Annotated in this window: 17 protein-coding genes; 14 read left to right on the top strand and 3 right to left on the bottom strand. The window is 54.4% G+C overall.

Translation table 11 applies throughout. The features are described 5' to 3' along the window. The first annotated feature begins 130 nt into the window (after positions 1-130). From menF to ACSZO4_RS17800, 7 genes are all read left to right on the top strand, one after another. The gene (menF, locus tag ACSZO4_RS17830; protein ID WP_437890370.1) at positions 131-1,429 is read left to right on the top strand and encodes an isochorismate synthase MenF; all 1,299 of its coding nucleotides are present in this window, start codon (positions 131-133) and stop codon (positions 1,427-1,429) included. 71 nt (positions 1,430-1,500) lie between these two features. Then, positions 1,501-3,171: a 2-succinyl-5-enolpyruvyl-6-hydroxy-3-cyclohexene-1-carboxylic-acid synthase gene (gene menD, locus ACSZO4_RS17825; protein ID WP_437890369.1), complete on the top strand. Its 1,671-nt coding sequence runs from the start codon at positions 1,501-1,503 to the stop codon at positions 3,169-3,171. Further along, positions 3,168-3,944, top strand: coding sequence for a 2-succinyl-6-hydroxy-2,4-cyclohexadiene-1-carboxylate synthase (menH, locus tag ACSZO4_RS17820; protein WP_437890368.1), 777 nt, complete (start codon positions 3,168-3,170; stop codon positions 3,942-3,944). The genes menD and menH overlap by 4 nt, the downstream gene beginning before the upstream one ends. Next, entirely contained in the window at positions 3,941-4,798 is an 858-nt protein-coding gene (gene menB, locus ACSZO4_RS17815; protein WP_437890367.1) for a 1,4-dihydroxy-2-naphthoyl-CoA synthase, read from the top strand. The genes menH and menB overlap by 4 nt, the downstream gene beginning before the upstream one ends. Then, positions 4,798-5,763, top strand: a complete 966-nt coding sequence (gene menC, locus ACSZO4_RS17810) for an o-succinylbenzoate synthase (protein WP_437890366.1) — start codon at positions 4,798-4,800, stop codon at positions 5,761-5,763. The genes menB and menC overlap by 1 nt, the downstream gene beginning before the upstream one ends. Then, positions 5,760-7,124 (top strand): o-succinylbenzoate--CoA ligase, encoded by a 1,365-nt coding sequence (menE, locus tag ACSZO4_RS17805; protein ID WP_437890365.1) that lies wholly within the window; start codon positions 5,760-5,762, stop codon positions 7,122-7,124. The genes menC and menE overlap by 4 nt, the downstream gene beginning before the upstream one ends. A gap of 94 nt (positions 7,125-7,218) precedes the next feature. After that, positions 7,219-8,169 (top strand): Rpn family recombination-promoting nuclease/putative transposase, encoded by a 951-nt coding sequence (locus ACSZO4_RS17800; protein WP_437890364.1) that lies wholly within the window; start codon positions 7,219-7,221, stop codon positions 8,167-8,169. A 20-nt stretch (positions 8,170-8,189) separates the two neighbouring features. Here the strand turns inward: ACSZO4_RS17800 and nudI are convergent, their stop codons facing one another. After that, positions 8,190-8,615 (bottom strand): nucleoside triphosphatase NudI, encoded by a 426-nt coding sequence (gene nudI / locus ACSZO4_RS17795; protein ID WP_437890363.1) that lies wholly within the window; start codon positions 8,613-8,615, stop codon positions 8,190-8,192. 186 nt (positions 8,616-8,801) lie between these two features. Here nudI and ACSZO4_RS17790 point away from each other — a divergent pair, with 186 nt between their 5' ends. The 7 genes from ACSZO4_RS17790 (at position 8,802) to ACSZO4_RS17760 (ending at position 15,231) form a co-directional block, all read left to right on the top strand. Beyond that, positions 8,802-9,344, top strand: a complete 543-nt coding sequence (locus tag ACSZO4_RS17790) for a YfaZ family outer membrane protein (protein ID WP_437890362.1) — start codon at positions 8,802-8,804, stop codon at positions 9,342-9,344. 101 nt (positions 9,345-9,445) lie between these two features. Beyond that, the gene (locus tag ACSZO4_RS17785) at positions 9,446-10,645 is read left to right on the top strand and encodes a nicotinamide mononucleotide deamidase-related protein YfaY (RefSeq protein WP_437890361.1); all 1,200 of its coding nucleotides are present in this window, start codon (positions 9,446-9,448) and stop codon (positions 10,643-10,645) included. 207 nt (positions 10,646-10,852) lie between these two features. Continuing rightward, positions 10,853-11,635 carry an IclR family transcriptional regulator gene (locus ACSZO4_RS17780; RefSeq protein ID WP_437890360.1) on the top strand — a complete coding sequence of 261 codons (783 nt, stop codon included), beginning with the start codon at positions 10,853-10,855 and terminating at the stop codon, positions 11,633-11,635. A 13-nt stretch (positions 11,636-11,648) separates the two neighbouring features. After that, entirely contained in the window at positions 11,649-12,854 is a 1,206-nt protein-coding gene (rhmD, locus tag ACSZO4_RS17775) for an L-rhamnonate dehydratase (RefSeq protein WP_437890359.1), read from the top strand. A gap of 54 nt (positions 12,855-12,908) precedes the next feature. After that, the gene (locus ACSZO4_RS17770) at positions 12,909-14,207 is read left to right on the top strand and encodes an MFS transporter (protein ID WP_437890358.1); all 1,299 of its coding nucleotides are present in this window, start codon (positions 12,909-12,911) and stop codon (positions 14,205-14,207) included. A 15-nt stretch (positions 14,208-14,222) separates the two neighbouring features. Then, positions 14,223-15,020, top strand: a complete 798-nt coding sequence (gene yfaU / locus ACSZO4_RS17765) for a 2-keto-3-deoxy-L-rhamnonate aldolase (protein ID WP_437890371.1) — start codon at positions 14,223-14,225, stop codon at positions 15,018-15,020. Between the two features lie 10 nt (positions 15,021-15,030). Further along, positions 15,031-15,231: a hypothetical protein gene (locus ACSZO4_RS17760; protein ID WP_437890357.1), complete on the top strand. Its 201-nt coding sequence runs from the start codon at positions 15,031-15,033 to the stop codon at positions 15,229-15,231. A 49-nt stretch (positions 15,232-15,280) separates the two neighbouring features. Here ACSZO4_RS17760 and ACSZO4_RS17755 read toward each other — a convergent pair whose 3' ends face one another. Then, positions 15,281-15,589, bottom strand: coding sequence for a hypothetical protein (locus tag ACSZO4_RS17755; RefSeq protein WP_437890356.1), 309 nt, complete (start codon positions 15,587-15,589; stop codon positions 15,281-15,283). Beyond that, complete coding sequence (locus ACSZO4_RS17750; RefSeq protein WP_437890355.1) at positions 15,589-19,941, bottom strand: hemagglutinin repeat-containing protein; 4,353 nt, start codon at positions 19,939-19,941, stop codon at positions 15,589-15,591. The genes ACSZO4_RS17755 and ACSZO4_RS17750 overlap by 1 nt, the downstream gene beginning before the upstream one ends. Between the last annotated feature and the right edge of the window lie 115 nt (positions 19,942-20,056).

Below are 20,056 nucleotides of genomic sequence, written 5' to 3'. Positions count from 1 at the left end.
GGATTCGACACCCATATCAAAACCGGTAACTCTCAACCTTTCAAGGTCAAGTGTCAGATCAAGTCGCGACTAATACAATTTATGGTATACACCCCGTATAATATGCGGTTTTTAGCAGGGAGGGGGTTACGTGCTTTCTATTTCTGTTGCGCTCGAGCACTTGCTCGTAAAATTATCGGCTGATTTTGCGCACGCGCCGGGCCTGGCCGTTTTTGATGTTCCCTTCGCGCTGAATGATGCTTTCGACCCGCTCTCCTGGATGGCGAGTCAGTCCTGTTTTCCACAATTTTACTGGCAGCAGCGCAGCGGTGAAGATGAAGCCTCTGCAATGGGCGCCCTTGTCTGTTTTTCATCTCTGCCGCTGGCGCAACAATTCCTGCGGCAACACCCGCAACAGGACTTGCGTATCTGGGGCCTGAATACCTTTAACCCGCAGCAGGGTGAGCTGTTCTTACCTCGCCTGGAATGGTTTCGCCAGGGGGCGCGCGCCACTCTGCGGCTGATTGTTCACAGTGAGACCTCAGTCCGTAACGATGTGCAAAGCGCCAAAGATTTCCTCTTATCGCTTATCAGCACCAAAGCACTGCCCGATATTCCGCAACCTCTGCCTGAACAAACTCATACACCCGATAAAGCGAGCTGGCAACGGCTGGTGGCGCAGGCCACTGAGGCTATTGCTTGCGGTGAGATGGAGAAAGTTGTTCTGGCGCGTGCCACCGACCATCGTTTTGAGCGCCCTGTTACCGCTGCTTCACTGATGGCGGCCAGTCGACGTCTGAATCATCACTGCTTTCATTATTATATGGCGTTCAGCCAACAGCAGGCCTTTCTTGGCTCCTCTCCGGAACGCCTCTGGCGGCGGCGGGGCGTGGCGCTGCGTACTGAAGCGCTGGCGGGCACTGTTGTTAGCCACCATGATGATGCCGAGGCGTTGAGGCTCGGTGAATGGCTGATGACCGACGATAAAAACCAGCGCGAGAATATGCTGGTGGTGGAGGATATCTGCCAGCGCCTTCAGCATGCAGTAGCGACGCTTTCGGTACTGCCTGTGCAGATTGTACGGCTGAGAAATGTACAGCATCTGCGGCGTTGTATCTGGACCGAACTTGCAGGCGAAGACGACGCGCAATGTCTGTCGTTACTGCAACCCACTGCCGCAGTCGCCGGGTTGCCACGTGTGGCTGCACGGGCATTTATTCAACAGGCTGAGCCTTTTTCCCGTGACTGGTATGCCGGTTCTGCTGGCTACCTGTCTTTGCGGCAAAGCGAATTTTGCGTGTCGCTACGTTGTGCCATGGTTAATGAAGACAATGTGCGACTGTATGCCGGGGCCGGGATCGTGGCCGGTTCTGACCCGACGCAGGAGTGGCAGGAGATCGAAAATAAGGCGGCTGGACTGCGTTCATTATTATTAATGACGCACACATAACCGACCCATATCAAAAACCTGCTGTTTTCATTTCTTTATACTGAACCACATTATTGATACCGGACAAATTTATGTCAGTGAGTGCTTTTAACCGACGCTGGGCTGCGGTGATCCTCGAAGCCTTAACGCGGCATGGTGTGCGCCATGTTTGTATCGCCCCTGGTTCGCGTTCCACTCCCCTGACGCTGGCAGCGGCAGAGAACCCAACCTTTATTCGTCACACTCACTTTGATGAGCGAGGGCTGGGGCATCTTGCGCTTGGCCTGGCTAAGTCGAGCCGCTCTCCTGTCGCGGTGATCGTCACCTCAGGAACGGCAGTGGCCAACCTTTATCCGGCGCTGATCGAAGCCAGCCTGACCGGAGAGAAACTGATCTTCCTGACGGCGGACAGGCCACCGGAACTGATTGACTGTGGTGCGAATCAGGCTATCCGCCAGACGGATATTTTTGCCTCATTTCCCTCACAGTCTCTGGCATTACCGCGGCCGTCGCAGGATATTCCGGCCCGCTGGCTGCTCTCGGCAATCGATAACATCGTCGGGCAGCAACAAAACGGTGCGGTGCACATTAACTGCCCGTTCGCGGAACCGCTGTATGGCGATATGGATGAAACCGGTCTTGCCTGGCAACAGGCCGCAGGCGACTGGTGGCAGGATGATAAACCCTGGCTACGCACCGATTTACACACCAAAAGTGCAGCCCAGAGTGACTGGCTCTTCTGGCGGCAGAAGCGTGGTGTGGTGGTCGCCGGGCGCATGAGCGCCAGGGAAGGGAAACAGGTGGCGGCCTGGGCGAAAACACTCGGCTGGCCGTTGATTGGCGATGTGCTTTCCCAGACCGGGCAACCTCTGCCCTGCGCCGATTTATGGCTGGGAAATGCGCGGGCGGTGAGCGAGCTTCAGCAGGCGCAGATCGTCGTACAACTGGGCGGCAGCCTGACGGGCAAACGTCTGTTGCAGTGGCAGGCAGCCTGCGAGCCGGAAGAGTACTGGCTGGTTGATGCCATGGCGGGTCGGCTCGATCCGGTGCATCATCGCGGTCGGCGTCTGACTTCCCGCATTGGCGACTGGCTGGCGTTGCACCCGGCGGAAAGCCGCCAACCCTGGTGCACTGACATTCCCCGACTGTCAGCCCTGGCGTGGGAGACGGTGGCAGCTCGGCGGGAACACTTTGGCGAGGCGCAGCTGGCCCACCGGCTGGCCGGGTATCTACCCGAGCAAGGGCAGCTCTTTTTAGGTAACAGCCTGGTGGTAAGGCTGGTGGACGCGCTGGGGCAAATTCCTGCCGGATACCCGGTCTACAGTAATCGCGGGGCGAGCGGTATTGATGGTTTGATTTCCACCGCCGCAGGGGTGCAGCGTGGCTCTGCCCGGCCTACCCTGGCGGTGGTTGGCGATTTGTCTGCCCTCTATGATCTTAATGCCCTGGCGCTGCTGCGTCAGGTATCCGCACCCTTAGTGCTGATTGTGGTCAACAACAATGGCGGGCAGATTTTCTCCCTGCTGCCAACGCCACAAAGCGAGCGTGAGCAGTTCTATCTGATGCCGCAGCATGTGCGCTTTGAGCACGCAGCGGCGATGTTTGACCTGAAATATCACAGTCCTGCCAACTGGCAGGAGCTGGACAGCGCGTTAGCCAAAGCCTGGGAACAACCCGGCACAACCCTGATTGAACTGGTGGTGGACGATACCGACGGCGCACATACGCTGCAAAGCCTTCTGGCGCAGGTGAGCCAGTTTTGATACTTCACGCTCAGGTGGCAAACGCACAAGCCGCGGGGCCGTGGCTGGTTTTCCTGCACGGTTTCTCTGGCGATCGTCGGGAATGGCAGACCGTGGGCGACAGCTTCGCGGATTGCCCGCGCCTCTATATTGATTTACCGGGGCACGGCGGTTCAGCCGATATTGTCGTCACCGGCTTTGCGCAAATGCGGCATCTATTGTCCGATACTCTTAATAGTTACAACATACTTAAATATTGGCTGGTGGGCTATTCCCTTGGCGGCAGGGTGGCGATGGATTTTGCCTGCCAGCAATCGGTGGGGATATGCGGGTTAATTATTGAAGGCGGTCATCCGGGCCTTATCGATAACGCTGAGCGGGCTGCGCGCATGGCTTCAGATCTGCGCTGGGCGGAACGATTTCGCACTGAACCTCTTACCAGCGTCTTTAGCGACTGGTATCAACAACCGGTATTTGCCTCGCTCACGCCTGAGCAACGCTGCACACTGGTGGCACTGCGTAGCCAGAATAAGGGTATGAGTCTGGCATCGATGCTGGAGGCCACTTCCCTGGCGGTTCAGCCTGATTTACGCCCGGCACTGCGTCAGTGTGCCTTTCCTGTTAATTACTTATGTGGTGAATTTGACAGTAAATTTCGTGGGCTGGCGGCAGATGTTGCCGCCGTCTGTCATCTGATTGTTGCCGCTGGACATAACGCGCACCGGGAGGATCCCGCCGCTGTTGCGGACTGTCTGGCACACATTTTACGTCTTGATATAAAAGGAACATTATGATCTATCCTGATGAAACAATGCTTTACGCGCCTATTGAATGGCAGGACTGTTCTACGGGGTTCAGTGATATTCGTTATCACAAATCCACCGACGGCATTGCCAAAATCACCATTAATCGCCCTGAAGTACGTAATGCCTTTCGTCCGCTGACCGTTAAAGAGATGATCCAGGCGCTGTCTGACGCCCGTTACGACGACAACATTGGGGTGATCATCCTGACGGGCGAAGGTGAAAAAGCGTTCTGCTCCGGCGGTGACCAGAAAGTACGCGGCGATTACGGCGGATATCAGGATGACTCCGGCGTTCATCATCTCAACGTCCTTGATTTCCAGCGTCAGATCCGTACCTGTCCGAAACCGGTTGTGGCCGCCGTTGCTGGCTACTCCATCGGCGGTGGTCATGTATTACATATGATGTGTGACCTCACCATCGCGGCAGAAAACGCCATTTTCGGACAGACAGGACCGAAAGTCGGCTCCTTCGATGGCGGCTGGGGCGCATCCTATATGGCGCGCATTGTTGGGCAGAAAAAAGCCCGTGAGATCTGGTTCCTTTGCCGCCAGTACGATGCCAAAGAAGCGCTGGATATGGGACTGGTCAACACTGTGGTGCCGGTGGCTGAGCTGGAGCGAGAAACCGTTCGCTGGTGTCGCGAAATGCTGCAAAACAGCCCGATGGCGCTGCGTTGCCTGAAGGCCGCGCTGAATGCGGATTGTGATGGCCAGGCAGGTCTGCAGGAGCTGGCGGGGAATGCCACCATGCTGTTCTATATGACCGAAGAAGGGCAGGAAGGTCGCAACGCGTTTAACGAAAAACGTCAGCCTGATTTCAGTAAATTTAAACGGAATCCGTAATGCGTCTTGTGCAGGTTTACCGCTGGCAGATACCGATGGACGCGGGCGTGGTGTTACGCGAGCAGCGGCTGAAAATCCGCGAGGGTCTTTTCGTGCACCTGCAGGATGGAGCCGCTGAAGGTTGGGGGGAAATCGCCCCGTTACCTGGTTTCAGCCATGAATCGCTGGCTGAAGCAATGGCTGCGACTCTGAGCTGGGTTAAGGCCTGGCAAGGTGGGCAACAGCCCGCGTTACCTGGCCTGCCAGCCGTCGATTTTGGTCTCAGCTGCGCGCTGGCGGAACTGCACAACCAATTGCCTCAGGCGGCGAATCACTGTGCCGCGATGTTGTGTACCGGCGATCCGGATGAACTCTTTGTGGCCCTTGCCTCCCTGGCTGGCGAGAAGGTGGCGAAGATGAAAGTCGGACTTTATGAAGCGGTACGTGACGGGATGGTGGTAAACCTTCTGCTGGAGGCGATTCCCGATTTGCAGCTTCGTCTTGACGCCAATCGCGCCTGGTCGCCGCTAAAAGCGCAGCAGTTCGCGAAATATGTGGCACCGGAATATCGCGCGCGGATAGCCTTTCTGGAAGAACCCTGTAAGCGTCGGGAAGACTCGCTCGCCTTTGCCCGTGAAACGGGCATCGCCATCGCGTGGGATGAAAGTTTGCGCGATGAGGATTTCAGCTTCGCGGCTGAAGAGGGTGTGCGGGCAGTGGTGATTAAGCCGACGTTGACTGGAAGCATTGAAAAAGTGCAGGCCCAGGTGGCTGCGGCAAAACAGCTTGGATTATCGGTGGTGATAAGCTCCTCCATTGAGTCGAGCCTAGGTTTAACCCAACTGGCGCGTATTGCGGCCTGGCTGACGCCAGAGAGCATTCCGGGTCTCGACACCCTGAATCTGATGCAGGCGCAGCTGCTACGCCAGTGGCCCGGCAGTCAATTGCCCTGCCTGGGCGTTGAAACGCTGGAGCCATTGTTATGACCTTTAACGACTGGCCGTGGCGCCACTGGCGCGAACAACGTGGTGAGGCAGTGGCCATTTATTTGGGTGAGCAGACGCTAAGCTGGCGCGCGTTATGCCAGCGTATTGACAGTCTTGCCTGCGGCTTTGCCGCCCAGGGCGTTCAGCCGGGTGACGGGGTAATGCTGCGTGGGAAAAATCATCCCGACATCGTACTGGCCTGGCTCGCGTTGTTGCAATGTGGCGCACGTGTGCAGCCGATCAATCCGCAGCTTCCTTCGGCGCTTCTGGAGGAACTGCTGCCAGGGCTGACACTGCGCTTTGCGGTGGATCTGGCCGATAACGCAGATTTTGCAGATCTTATCGCACTGGACCTGCGTGAAGCTGCGGGGAATTATGATGCGGGCTGGCGGCCGCAGAGGCTGGCCTCAATGACGCTCACCTCCGGCTCCACGGGGTTGCCGAAAGCGGCAGTCCATACCTGCGCGGCCCATCTTGCCAGCGCGCAGGGGGTGCTGGCGTTAATCCCCTTTGCCGGGCAGGATAACTGGTTGCTGTCACTGCCGTTATTCCATGTTTCCGGGCAGGGGATCTTCTGGCGCTGGTTGTTGGCCGGCGCCAGGCTTACCGTCAGCGAGCAACCGCTGGCTGCGGCACTCCAGGGTTGCACCCATGCCTCACTGGTACCAACACAGCTCTGGCGATTGCTGAATGCACCCGAGCCGGTCTCTCTGAAGGCGGTGCTTCTCGGCGGTTCTTCAATTCCTGTCTTACTTACCAACCATGCCAGAGACCGGGGGATCAGCACCTGGTGCGGCTACGGTTTGACCGAGTTTGCCTCCACCGTATGCGCCAAAGAGGCAGACGGTCTGCCCGATGTCGGCTACCCGCTACCCGGCAGGGAAGTTCGCATTGTTGAAGGCGAAGTCTGGCTGCGTGCCTCCAGTCTGGCGCAAGGGTACTGGCGCAACGGGCAGCTACAGCCCCTGGTCAATGACAGCGGCTGGTTTGCGACCCGCGATCGCGGCGTCCTGCATAACGGCCGTCTGACAATCCAGGGACGACTGGATAACCTCTTTTTTAGCGGAGGGGAAGGGGTGCAGCCCGAAGAGGTTGAACGCGTTATTGCCGGGCATTCGCAGGTGCGGCAGGTGTTTATTGTGCCGGTTGATGATGCCGAATTTGGCCAGCGTCCCGTGGCGGTGGTGGATGCGGATACCGGGTTCGATATCAACGAGCTTAAAGACTGGTTAGCCGAAAAACTGGCCCGTTTTCAGCAGCCCGTAAGCTGGCTCCCTCTGCCGGAACACTTAGCTCTGGGCGGCATTAAAATTTCTCGCCGGGCTTTGCAGGCGTGGGTGGCGACGCAGGTTGAGCGGTAATTTTTGCGTAGGGCTTTCCAGTTATTAGCAAAGTCGGTGCTGCGATTCGATCTGAATGGTAGTGTCCCTGAAATCTTTTCTTTCAGGGAACATAATGAATCGCAGCTCAGGGACGTCAGTGCATGATGCACTTTTCAAACGCTTTCTTAGCAATAAGGAAACCGCGCAGGATTTTCTCGACATACATCTACCCGCTCATCTGAGGGAACTTTGCGATCTCGAGAGCCTGCAGCTTGAATCAGGGAGTTTTGTGGATGACAACCTGCGCACGTATTACTCGGATGTGTTGTATTCGGTGAAAATGCGCGATGCGCAGGGGTACATTTATGCGCTGATTGAGCACCAAAGCTCACCGGACAGGCATATGGCTTTTCGCCTGATGCGTTATTCGGTGGCCGCTATGCAGCGCCATCTTGACGCGGGTCATGCAAGGTTACCTATAGTTGTCCCAATCCTCTTTTATCATGGCAAAGTGAGTCCATATCCCTGGTCATTATGCTGGCTGGACGAATTCCAGGATCCACAACTTGCTGGCCGGCTTTATCACGCAGCGTTTCCTTTGGTAGACGTTACCGTGATACCTGATGAGCAGATCATGGCGCATCGGCGAATAGCACTCCTTGAACTTCTGCAAAAGCATATCCGCCAGCGAGATGTGATGCGTCTGCTGGACAAACTGGTCACCACATTATTGCTGGGATACACTACTTCGCAGCAGTTACATACCGCGATTCATTATTTGCTCAGTACCGGAAATACGCCCACGCCAGTCGCTTTTCTACACCAGCTGGCGCAGCGTTCACCGCAACATAAGGAAACGTTGATGACCATTGCAGAACAGCTTGAAGAAATGGGAAGGCGTAAAGGTTTACGTCAGGGTCGGAAAGAGGGCCGCGACGCAGGACTCAAAGAAGGACTCAAAGAAGGTCAAAAAGCCGAGGCGCTACGCATTGCAAATGTGATGCTGAATAATGGACTCGATAAACAGCAGGTTTTACAGCTGACCGGGCTTGCACAAGCGGATCTGGCACACTGTCAGCATTGAGTGGTGCCAGCCTTATCCTCTTACAGCAGGCCTTTGAGCGTCAGCGTCCGGCGGGTGGCGACGTTCAGATCGTAGTGGCCTAAATCCGCCGTTTTTACCCACGCATAGTCCTGGAATTCCTCATTGATCAACACCTCTCTGTTGGCGCTGACACAATCAAATATCAGGTAAATCATATAGATTTCTTCTTTGCTGCCATCGGCATAGGTTTTTACGCGGATATCATCACTGAATGTCCATGGGGTTATCGATTGCAGAACGAGCTTCTCCCCCAACTCCTCGCGAATCTCCCGACGTAATGCGTCTTCGATACGCTCTCCTGGCTCCACGCCACCACCGGAAAGGGCCCACTGACCGGGAAAGACACCGCGATCGTCTGCCATTTTACAAAGCAGATAATCGCCATCGTTTTGAATCAACGGGCAGACAATGGTTCTTTGGCGCATCAGGCTATCCTTATCATTTTGAGGGTCTTTGTTATAGCACCATTTGCGGCAGGATGCAGTGATAACGCGAATGATGTAAAAAACAACGATTGATGTAACAAATCATTTTTAGTTCAGTATTCTCAAAAAAAATGATCGTACAATCAGCGGCTTTTATTGCCTTACTATTTTGCGCGGAACATGGAAATGAAAAAAATGACGTATATGGGTCTGGCTGCCCTGATTCTGGCCTCTTTTGCTGCCAATGCCGTGAGCCTTAGCGGTCAGGTTGGCGAGCACTACACCAACCTGGGCGTTGGCATGGGAACTGAAAGCAGCGGCCTGGCACTGAGCGGCAACTGGGCACATAACGACGATGACGGTGATATCGCAGGCCTGGGTCTGGGCTATAACATTCCGTTGGGACCTTTTATGGGCACCGTGGGCGGTAAAGGCGTTTATCTCAACCCGAATGCAGGCAGCGAAGGCTATGCCGCCGCAGTGGGCGGTGGTTTGCAGTGGCAGGTGAGCGACAGTTTCCGTCTCTTTGGCGAGTACTACTATTCGCCGGACTCGCTCTCCAGCGGCGTGAAAGATTACAAAGAAGCGAACGCGGGCGCGCGCCTGACCATTTTCCGTCCGCTGAGTGTTGAAGCCGGTTATCGTTATATCGATCTGACGGGCAAAGAGGGCAATCGCGACAACACAGTTGCCGATGGTCCTTACGTTGGCGTCAACGCCAGCTTCTGATTTCCCCGGCGCGGCGTCAGGTCGCGCCAGTTTCTTACCTCCTTTCCCCTTCTCCCTTCTCATGCGGTATAGTGTTGCAACCTCTCTTGCTGGAGAAAACAATGTTAAACGTAGAGATGCTGTCTACCGGCGATGAAGTGTTGCATGGACAAATTGTCGATACCAATGCGGCCTGGCTGGCAGATTTTTTCTTTAATCAGGGATTGCCCTTAACCCGACGCAATACCGTTGGGGATAACCTGGATGATTTGATCGCGATTTTGCGCGAGCGCAGTGAACATGCCGACATCCTTATTGTTAATGGCGGCTTAGGACCAACCAGTGATGATTTGAGCGCGCTGGCTGCCGCAACGGCAAAAGGCGAAGGGCTGGTGTTACACGAAGAATGGCTTGCGCATATGGCGCGTTTCTTTACCGAACGCGGGCGTGTTATGGCGCCGAGCAATCGCAAGCAGGCGGAAATTCCGGCCAGTGCTGAACTGGTGGATAACCCGGTGGGCACCGCGTGCGGTTTTGCCGTTAAGCTTAACCGCTGTCTGATGTTTTTCACCCCAGGCGTTCCTTCCGAATTCAAAGTGATGGTCGAGCAGGAAATTCTGCCGCGTCTTCGCGAGCGCTTTACGCTGCCGCCATCGCCCGTATGTTTGCGCCTGACCACCTTTGGTCGTTCTGAAAGCGATCTGGCACAAAATCTTTCGCACCTGACGCTGCCAGAGGGTGTGGTGATGGGCTACCGTTCATCGATGCCGATCATTGAGTTAAAACTCACCGGGCCTGCGCAACACAAAGAGGCGATGGAGGCCATCTGGCCTGAAGTCAAACGCGTGGCGGGCGAAAGCGTGATTTTTGAAGGCACCGGCGGTCTGCCCTTATGGCTTGCCGAACGGCTGCGTGAACGACAGCTGAGCCTGACCTTAAGCGAGCAATTTACCGGTGGGCTGGTGGCGTTACAGCTGTCGCGCGCGGGTGCGCCGTTGCTGGCAAGTGAAGTCTTACCCTCACAGGATGAAGCCCTGTTGCAGGCTGCCCGCTGGGCATCGGGCCTGCGTAACCGCCATTTAGCCGGGCTGGCGTTGACGGTTACCGGACTTGAAGAGGAGTTCATCAATTTTGCGCTGGCAACGCCGGAAGGCACGCATGCGCTGCGGGCGAAATTCAACACCAACCGGCACAGTCTGGCGGTTCGCCAGGAAGTGTGTGCCATGATGGCGCTGAATATTCTGCGTCGTTGGTTGAGCGGCAAGGATCTTGCCAGCGACCACGGCTGGATCAATGTCGTCGAGAGTCTCACCATCGAGTAATCCTTTACTAACGGGAGGTTTTTTCTGCCTCCCGCCTTTCTTTGTCCAGCCTGTTGTACTCCGCTTAAAAAAATCTGTGCGCTTTTTCACATTTTTTTCTTCCAGTCGGTACAACTGTCTGGACAGCCAACACTCTTTGAGCGATTTCACAAAATCCTGCCCTGTATGCCGCAACACTGATTCCAACACCCAGGACCGGAGTCCAGCATGTTGGAATCAAGCAAAGTACCCGCTCTTTCACGAGCCATACAGATACTCAACCTTATCGCGCATATCGGCCCCTGTAGTGCCGCGACCATTATTGAGCAAACCGGGATCCCCAAAAGCACCGCTTACTTAATTTTGGGGGAGCTGAAAAAAGAGCGTTTTCTGCGCACCGACAGCCAGGACAATTATTGCCTGTGGACGAAGCTGGTTGAACTGGCCGGGCAGGCGCTGAGCAAAATGGATCTGCGCGAAATTGCGCGCCCCCGTTTAAGCCTGCTGATGGATCAAACCGGCCTGCTGTGTCACCTGGGCATTATTGATAATGCTAACGCTTACTACATTCTGAAAATCGAATCCTCATCCACCATCAGCGTGCGCTCCCATGAGGGGAAAAGCCTTTCACTCTATCGTTCGGGGATCGGCAAATGTTTACTGGCCTGGCAATCGCCAGCCGTACGCGATGAGATTATCCGTCAGATGGTGTGGGAAAAGGCCACACCAACCACCATCAGCGGTCCGCAGCAGTTGCAGGACGAATTAGTGCGTATTCGCGCCTGTGGCTGGAGCTATGACCACGGCGAGGATTATCCCGACGTGCGCTGTGTCGCTGCCCCTGTTTTTAATGCCAGCAATGAACTGACGGCGGCCATCTCGGTGGTGGGGACTCGTCTGCAAATCAACGAAGAAAACCGGGATTACCTCGCGGGTAAGGCTATCGCCTGCGCGAAAGATATTTCCCGATTATTAGGGTGGAAAAGCCCATTCGAAAAACAAGCCTCATAAAAAGGAGAACATCATGATCCTACCGAAAATCAAACACGTCCGCGCCTGGTATACGGGTGGAGCCACCGCTGAGAAAGGCGCAGGTGGCGGCGATTATCACGACCAGGGAGCCAGCCACTGGATTGATGACCATATCGCCACGCCGATGAGCAAATACAAAGCGTATGAACAGTCACGCCAGTCGTTCGGCATCAACGTGCTGGGCACCCTGATTGTGGAAGTTGAAGCCGAGAATGGGCAAACCGGATTCGCCGTCACCACGGCTGGGGAAATGGGCTGCTTTATCGTCGAAAAGCATCTCAACCGTTTTATCGAAGGGAAATGCGTCAGCGACATTAAGCTTATCCATGATCAAATGCTGGGCGCGACTTATTACTATGCCGGGTCAGGCGGTCTGGTGATGAATACGATCTCCTGCGTGGATCTGGCTTTATGGGATCTGTTTGGCAAGGTTGTCGGGCTGCCGGTGTATAAATTACTCGGCGGCGCGGTGCGGGATGAGATCCAGTTTTATGCCACCGGTGCGCGCCCTGATCTGGCTAAAGAGATGGGCTTTATTGGCGGGAAGATGCCCACACGTTGGGGGCCGCACGACGGCGATGCCGGGATCCGCAAAGATGCGGCCATGGTGGCGGAATACCGGCAGAAGTGTGGTGAAGATTTCTGGCTGATGCTGGATTGCTGGATGAGCCAGGACGTCAATTACGCCACTAAACTTGCCCATGCCTGTGCCCCTTATAACCTTAAATGGATCGAAGAGTGTCTGCCGCCTCAGCAGTATGAAGGCTATCGTGAGCTTAAACGCAATGCTCCGCCGGGGATGATGGTCACCAGCGGAGAGCATCACGGTACGCTGCAATCCTTCCGTACGCTGTCGGAGACGGGTATCGATATTATGCAACCCGATGTTGGCTGGTGCGGTGGTCTGACGACACTGGTTGAAATCGCGGCGATAGCGAAAGCGCGCGGACAACTGGTGGTGCCGCATGGCTCATCGGTCTATTCCCACCACGCGGTGATAACCTTCACCAATACGCCCTTTAGTGAGTTCCTGATGACCAGCCCGGACTGTTCGACATTACGCCCGCAGTTCGATCCGATTTTGACCGATGAACCCGTTCCGGTGAAGGGGCGTATCCATAAGACGGTGCTGGATAAACCCGGTTTTGGCGTCGAGCTTAATCGCGATTGCAACCTTAAACGCCCCTACACCCATTAATGCTCGGGCGTCGCACCCTTTGGCGTGACGCCGGATACTCCAGGGAATCGAATCATGAATACCACCTTACTTGACCGCGTGGTAACGAAAAACCGCGCCCGTTTGATCCCATTTATGCTGATGCTCTATGTTCTGGCATTCCTTGATCGGTCGAACATTGGTTTTGCAAAAGAGACGTATCAGATTGATACCGGTCTGAGTAACGAAGCCTATGCGCTCGGTGCCGGGATCTTTTTTGTGGTCTATGCGTTTTTAGGCGTGCCGGCCAATTTGCTGATGCGTAAGTTCGGCGCCCGCTACTGGATTGGTTGTACCACGTTGTTGTGGGGTTTCCTCTCGGCCGCAATGGCCTGGGCCGACAGCGAGAGCAAATTCCTTATCGTCCGCACATTGCTGGGCGCGGCGGAAGCCGGTTTCTTTCCCGGCATGATTTACCTCACCTCGCAGTGGTTTCCGCAGCGCAACCGGGCAGGGATTATGGGGCTGTTTTATATGGGGGCTCCGCTGGCACTCACCCTCGGGTCGCCGCTGTCCGGCGCGCTGCTCGAAATGCACGGTTTTATGGGGCATCCGGGCTGGTTCTGGATGTTCCTGATTGAAGGTCTCCTTGCTATCGGCGCGGGTGTTTTTACCTTTTTCTGGCTCGATGACACTCCCGCACAGGCGCGTTTTTTGTCGCCTGAGGAAAAGAGCATTCTGATTCGCCAGTTGGCCAGCGAAGAAGAAACGAAAGTCACCTCGCGCCTGTCAGATGCGCTGCGCAATGGCCGGGTATGGCAGTTAGCGGTTATCTACCTCACCATTCAGGTTGCGGTGTATGGCCTGATATTCTTCCTGCCGACGCAGGTCGCCGCATTACTCGGTACGAAAGTCGGCTTTACCGCGTCTGTTGTGACCGCCATCCCCTGGGTTGCCGCGCTCTTCGGTACCTGGCTTATCCCACGCTACTCTGACAAAACCGGAGAGCGTCGCAACATTGCCGGGTTAACGCTTCTGGCTGCCGGTATAGGGATTGGCGTCTCCGGTCTGGTTTCTCCGCTGCTGGCGATCCTCGCATTGTGCGTGGCTGCCGTCGGGTTTATTGCCGTGCAGCCCGTATTCTGGACTATGCCGACCCAGCTGCTGTCCGGCACGGCTCTTGCCGCTGGCATTGGTTTTGTGAATCTGTTTGGCGCTGTCGGCGGCTTTCTGGCGCCAATTATCCGCGTAAAGGCTGAAACCGCTTTTGCCAGCAGCGCCGCCGGGCTGTTGACGCTGGCAGGAGTCGCTATTGTCGGCTCGCTGATTATCTTCTCGCTGAGTGTACACGCCCGGTCGCCCGCTCTCAGGGCTCACACCCCTAACAAGGAGTAAAGAATGACAACAGATATGGTCTTGTCTAACCCGTTTAAAGCCGGGTTGCGAAAAGGTGAATCCCAGATTGGCCTTTGGTTGAGTTCGACGACGGCTTATATGGCTGAGATTGCGGCAACATCCGGGTATGACTGGTTATTGATCGACGGCGAACATGCGCCAAACACTATCCAGGATCTCTATCATCAGCTTCAGGCTATCGCCCCTTACTCCAGCCAGGCGGTGATCCGGCCGGTGGAGGGGAGCCGAAGTGTGATCAAACAGGTGCTTGATATCGGCGCCCGCACGCTGATGATCCCGATGGTGGAGAGTGCGGAGCAGGCGAGGGAGATTGTGTCCGCCACCCGCTATCCACCGCTGGGGACGCGTGGGGTGGGGGCAAGCGTCGCACGTGCCGCACGTTGGGGACGCGTCGAAAACTATATGGCCCGCGCGAATGACGAATTGTGTTTGCTGATTCAGGTCGAAAGTAAAACCGCGCTGGATAATCTGGATGCGATCCTTGCTGTAGAGGGTATTGATGGCGTCTTTATTGGCCCGGCAGATCTTTCAGCTTCCCTTGGATACCCTGACAATGCAGGCCACCCGGAGGTACAACGGGTGATTCAGGATGCACTGGAGCGAGTCCGGGCGACCGGAAAGGCGGCGGGATTTTTGGCCGTCTCACCTGATATGGCCCGAAAAGCGTTGCAGTGGGGGGCTAATTTTGTCGCGGTGGGGGTGGACACCATGCTCTATACCGAAGCGCTGGATAGTCGTCTGGCACTGTTTAAAGCCGGGATCGGTAAGCAGAGTGCGGCGGGGAGCTATTAAGCGTTATCGGGTGGGATTTAAGACCGACACGCCGGCTGATGATCGGGTGCTGCCGGAATGTCCGATCCTGACTGCGCAGGAACCGCAGCCAACAACGGAGCCGGAAGTGCTGACCCGGTTACGCCAGGTCTGTAAAAAACTCTCCGCCCGCAAGCAGTGGCAGATAGCAGAGTTTATCCTGGTGATTGCAGCATGGCAGAATAGAGTCTGACCGACACGTAACGTTAAAATCCCAGCCGCAAGGGCTGGGATTTTAATAATCAGTAAAAGTCAGGATCTATTTTGCCTTCCGCTTTCAGGATTTCCAGGAACCGATTATAAGCAGTTTCATCATATTCAAGTAGATCATCAAGAAGTTTTTCTTCTATCAGTGGCTTATAAAAAAAACCACCCTCGAAGAATATAAAATCACCAGACATCACAGGATCAATGATCTTCACATTACTAGCTTTATAAGCAAGCAGTCCGTTATATCCCTTTGAAAAACCATAAAAATAAGTTTCTCCATGGCTCCAGTAAACAGCATAAACATCAATAATCTTTTCAGATCTATCATTTTGTATTTTCATTATTTTCCCTTTAACGATGGACCTGGCTGCAATGGATTAGCTTGCGGAGTCACCATTTTCATATCATAAGCCTTACCGGTATTTGAGTTGTATTGATAATGTATTGTGATATTTGAACCATCAGGTAATTCATGAGTAACCTGCATTTTCTGGAATCCCGCTGATGCCGGGAAGTGGGGATCTTTATTCATTCCCTTAAGCACCTCCCCAGCAGATGGATTAGCCTTCACCTGACTCCACAGGATCTTCTCATTTAAATCACGCGGGAACGGATTCTGTATCCCTCTCGCCGTCGTGATATTTTCGGCATTTCGGATTAACCGCTGCTGCTCTTTTGTCAACGAAGACAGATCCGATCCACTGGATGCAGGTTTCTCTACTGTCAGCGCGTAAATAACAGCTGCCAGTACCCCTTTCTTGAGATTGTCTTCGTGAAGCTGAGTGTTGTTAGTTACCGGTTCAAGTTCAGCTATGGAGTAAGTCACCAGTTCCTGGCACTGAGTATTACAGTCTGGTGATGCCGAAAGCGTTTTAAGGTCAGCCAGGACTTGTTTCTGATCGGCTATCGATATTCCTGTAGATAAAGCCTGCGCTTGTTGCTCTACATCCAGTTTCTTTAGAGCGGCCCAAAGCTGCTCCTTCTCCTTTTCGGTCTTCGCATTTGCATACTTTTCGGCGAAGGTAGTTATATCTTTACCGCTCAGATAGTTATTCTCAGCTGCGTTTTTCCCGGCCAGGGCTCCCGCTATGGCATCTGCCGCTGAGCTGCCGGTTATCCCGTTAGCCAGACCTGCCGTCAGGGTTGCCAGGATGCTGATAGTCTGTTTATCTGTTTCTGATAATTCGCTGACGTCTTTACCCGGATACAGCTGATTCATCACCAGCTCTGCCATCAGTTCGCCGCTGACCGCACCTGCGGCGCCTGCCAGCGCGCTATGACCTGACATATACGCGGTAAGAGCACCTGACACCGCATGCGCGATGGCTTTCGCTTCCGGGTTGCCGTTCGTCAGATTGTGTATCTGCTCTGCGAGATAGGGGGCGGACGCGCCGCTGAGTGCCTGAGCGATATCGCCGCTGGTCAGGCCCTGCAACGCCGCCGTAGCCGCCTGGATAGCCTGCTGGATAGTACTGCCCGTTCCCCATTGTTGCTGCGCCGTTTTATAACTGTCCGTCGCGGTCACCAGGGCGTTATATTCGGCCCAGTCTTCTGCCGTGCCATTTTCGTCCGGTTCGGCTATTCCTTTGTCTGTCAGCTCGGCTTTGCCTGCTTTAATTGCCTCTATCTGACCCTGCGTCCTTGCAATATCCGCCACCTGAGCGCCAATCTCGCCGAGTAACTGCAGTGTCTGGAGCCGCTTTTGCTCCTTATTCAGGTCAAATATCGGCGAGAGCTGCTGATTAGCATTCTCCACATCACGACTTAAGGTGGTGATGTCCTGCCGTTGTGCCTGGGGTGCCGTCACCACCAGCAGGGCAGGGGAGAGGGCGGAACGAGTCCTGCTGCTGTCCTGCCCGCTGCTGTCGCCCAAACTGGCCCCGCCGCCGCTGGTTCCTGTGCTGATGGCGGCCTGTTCAGTGTCATAGCTGGCGGAATTGATAATATCGCGCCAGGCGAGTGTTCCGGTCTGCAGCCGGTTGTGTTCTGCTCCGGCCTGCGAGGCGATAACGGCCCCGTCCAGCCAGCTGTCACCCTGAACCTCAATATCAAATCCAGCCGACCCGGCGTAAATACCGGTCTGCTCAATGACGCTTTGATAGTCGCTGTTTATCCTCTGGCTGCTGGCGCTGATGCTGGCGGAGCTGCCCGTCCCGTAGATGGCGACGCTCATATTGCCGCTGATGCTGTCCTGCTTCGCTTCGTAGCTGTCACTGTCCTGCAAACTGGTCAGGTTCAGGTTATTGCCCGCCCTGACTACAACCTTATCGCCGCTGACCTGGGCGCCAATCAGGGCGATATCCTTCCCGGCCTTCAGCGATACCTGATTGCCGCTGCTAATCAGGGTTTCAATCATCTCCGTGATGCTGCCGTTTTCCCTGCCTTTGCTGTAGTTTGCGCCAGCGGTCACACTGAGTCCGCTGCTTTGCCCGAGGCCAAAAGTGATGCCCACGCTACCGCCAGAGCTGCTGTTCTTACTGCTGCTCTCATACGTGTTTGCCGCAGCGAGCAGCAGCAGATTTTGACCGGCTTCCAGCGCAATATCGCCGCCCGCCTTTAACCGGCTGCCTGCAATCAGCACATTATTATCGGCCACGATAGTGGTGCCGTCACCGCTGGTAATATCTGAAGGGCTGACGATGCTGGAAGTATCGCGCCGCTCCATCACAGATTTTTGCTGACCGAGAGACGCTGAAATACCAATCAGCTGGCCCGCAGGCTGATCCGAATTCACCACGGCGGACTGGACTGCCTGAACGCCGGAGAGCATGGACTGGATGCCGCGCAGGGCAGATATCCGGTCTGAACCGGCTTCCCTGACTGAATGGGCGATATCTATCACGCTGGTGATAATGTTCGCCACCACGCCCGTAAGCCCCAGCGTCAGCCCCTGGGTTTTATATTCCAGCCGCTCATAGCGTTGCAGATTGTCGCGGCCCGGTTGAATCTGGATGTCGCTGCCGTAGACCGCGACCTGGCGGGCAGCAATAATATCTGCCCCGGTCAAATCGACCTGACCTCCTGCATCAATGATAACATTTCCGGCCGTGCTGCCGAGTGTGCTGAGGCTCTGACTCTGGGTGATGCCATTTTCTTCCACTTTATGGCGGGACGATTTTTTACCGATGGTAAAACCGAAAAGACCGCCACTCAGGATCCCGCTCTTATTGACGTTTTTGATACGTACGCTGGCGTATTCCTCGCTGGCGGCGGTTAATGCCACGGCATTACCGGCATTAATATAAAGCTCATCATCACTGATGACGGCAGAGCCGGTGAGCGCCAGATCGTTGACAGCAAAAAGCAAAACAGCGCCGGCGCTGAGCAGGCTGCCCTTCTCGAGGGTGGCATAATCCTCCTCGATAGTCTGGGTGTGGGTGGAAGAAATAACATTGTTTGAGGAGGTGTTTTTTTCATAGAAATAATAATCGCTTTCCGTCGCACTGCCGATGGTAATATCGCCCCATGCGAGCAGGTCGAGATAATTTTTGGCATCAAGCTGCGCCGCCTGGAGCGAAATATCCTGCCCGGACGTGAGACTGATATCTCGCCCGCTGGTGAATTCGGTGCCCGCCTGGCGAATATAATGCTCTTCCTGCTGAACCTGGTAACCGTGGCTGTATTTGTAATCTTCTGTTGCCACTGCATTCAGACTGATATTTTCACCCGTATCCAGGGTGATATCTCTGCCGGCAATCAATACCGCAGCATCAACTGTAATGTTCGACCCGGCATCAAGGGTGATATCGCGGCCACTGGTGAATAATGTGGCGCCGGTATTAATCCAGGTCTGAATGTCGTCGCTGCGCCAGTCATAAATCGTCTTATCATGCTGACTGGTCAGCGTTATGTTACCCGTTGCGCGAAGGTTAATATCACCATCAGATAAAAAGTTAACGGCAGACGCGTTGATATCACCTTCTGAATCCAGTGTCAGTAAATTGCCTGCTGATAATAAAACCGGGTTCCATAAAATGCTATATCCATTCCCATCGTCATTATCATATCCTTCCCTGCCATTGACCGACATATTTTTAACAGAAGATAAAGATAGTGTGTTATCTGCCTTAAGCTCTCCACTATCGACAGTAAGGCTTTCGGCAGAAATAAAAATGTTGCTGGCATCAAAGTTGACGCCTTTATACGTCAGGGAGTAAATGTCGTCCGTATAATACACAGTGTTGCTACCGAAAAGGTAAAGCTCGCCATCAGCAAGGATATTTATATCCTCTTTAGCATTAACCTTTGTTTTATGCAAACCAGCCTGGTAGCCAAAGGTGAAATTTACACTGCCGCCACTGTTGATTTCTGAATAATCAATAACATCACCAGAGTACTCCTGTTGTAATCGGCTATCAAAGTAGTCTGCGCTAATATTGACGTCACCTCCGGCATCCAGTAACGCATGACCAAAGAACATATAATCCGCCCCCAGTTCAATATTTCCCTGGCTGGATAAAGTGGGCCTGATTATTTCTACAATCCATTCTCCTGGGTTAATTTCACTTTCCCTCCTGGTGGCAATCTCTCTAATTCCAGTCACGTTCGCGAGAATAGAAATATCGCCACCGGAAATTATCTTCGGCGTATCCCGTTTATCATAGACAGGTGATAATTCAAAACCAGATGCTCGTATGTCAATATTCCCTTTTTCCGCATTTAATCCTCCCCCCACCAGATTGACACTATTCATCCAGAATTCACGTCCATCCCACAGTTCCACCTGCTGTGCATTAGGGAAGGTGCGATTTAATCGTCAGTTATGAGAACATAAGGCTTTCTTTGCCATAGATTTTTCACGATGCCCG

Source organism: Phytobacter sp. V91 (assembly GCF_965644225.1).
Taxonomy (GTDB): Bacteria; Pseudomonadota; Gammaproteobacteria; order Enterobacterales; family Enterobacteriaceae; genus CBFFRJ01.
This window is presented reverse-complemented; position numbering and strand designations above follow the sequence as displayed.

What these genes read in the sequence shown, in the direction of transcription:
- menD (WP_437890369.1), top strand. Translation starts at nt 1,501, where the DNA reads ATGTCAGTGAGTGCTTTTAACCGACGCTGGGCTGCGGTGATCCTCGAA.
- menB (WP_437890367.1), top strand. Translation starts at nt 3,941, where the DNA reads ATGATCTATCCTGATGAAACAATGCTTTACGCGCCTATTGAATGGCAG.
- menC (WP_437890366.1), top strand. Translation starts at nt 4,798, where the DNA reads ATGCGTCTTGTGCAGGTTTACCGCTGGCAGATACCGATGGACGCGGGC.
- menE (WP_437890365.1), top strand. Translation starts at nt 5,760, where the DNA reads ATGACCTTTAACGACTGGCCGTGGCGCCACTGGCGCGAACAACGTGGT.
- ACSZO4_RS17800 (WP_437890364.1), top strand. Translation starts at nt 7,219, where the DNA reads ATGAATCGCAGCTCAGGGACGTCAGTGCATGATGCACTTTTCAAACGC.
- nudI (WP_437890363.1), bottom strand. Translation starts at nt 8,615, where the DNA reads ATGCGCCAAAGAACCATTGTCTGCCCGTTGATTCAAAACGATGGCGAT.
- ACSZO4_RS17790 (WP_437890362.1), top strand. Translation starts at nt 8,802, where the DNA reads ATGAAAAAAATGACGTATATGGGTCTGGCTGCCCTGATTCTGGCCTCT.
- ACSZO4_RS17785 (WP_437890361.1), top strand. Translation starts at nt 9,446, where the DNA reads ATGTTAAACGTAGAGATGCTGTCTACCGGCGATGAAGTGTTGCATGGA.
- ACSZO4_RS17780 (WP_437890360.1), top strand. Translation starts at nt 10,853, where the DNA reads ATGTTGGAATCAAGCAAAGTACCCGCTCTTTCACGAGCCATACAGATA.
- rhmD (WP_437890359.1), top strand. Translation starts at nt 11,649, where the DNA reads ATGATCCTACCGAAAATCAAACACGTCCGCGCCTGGTATACGGGTGGA.
- ACSZO4_RS17770 (WP_437890358.1), top strand. Translation starts at nt 12,909, where the DNA reads ATGAATACCACCTTACTTGACCGCGTGGTAACGAAAAACCGCGCCCGT.
- yfaU (WP_437890371.1), top strand. Translation starts at nt 14,223, where the DNA reads ATGGTCTTGTCTAACCCGTTTAAAGCCGGGTTGCGAAAAGGTGAATCC.
- ACSZO4_RS17755 (WP_437890356.1), bottom strand. Translation starts at nt 15,589, where the DNA reads ATGAAAATACAAAATGATAGATCTGAAAAGATTATTGATGTTTATGCT.
- ACSZO4_RS17750 (WP_437890355.1), bottom strand. Translation starts at nt 19,941, where the DNA reads ATGAATAGTGTCAATCTGGTGGGGGGAGGATTAAATGCGGAAAAAGGG.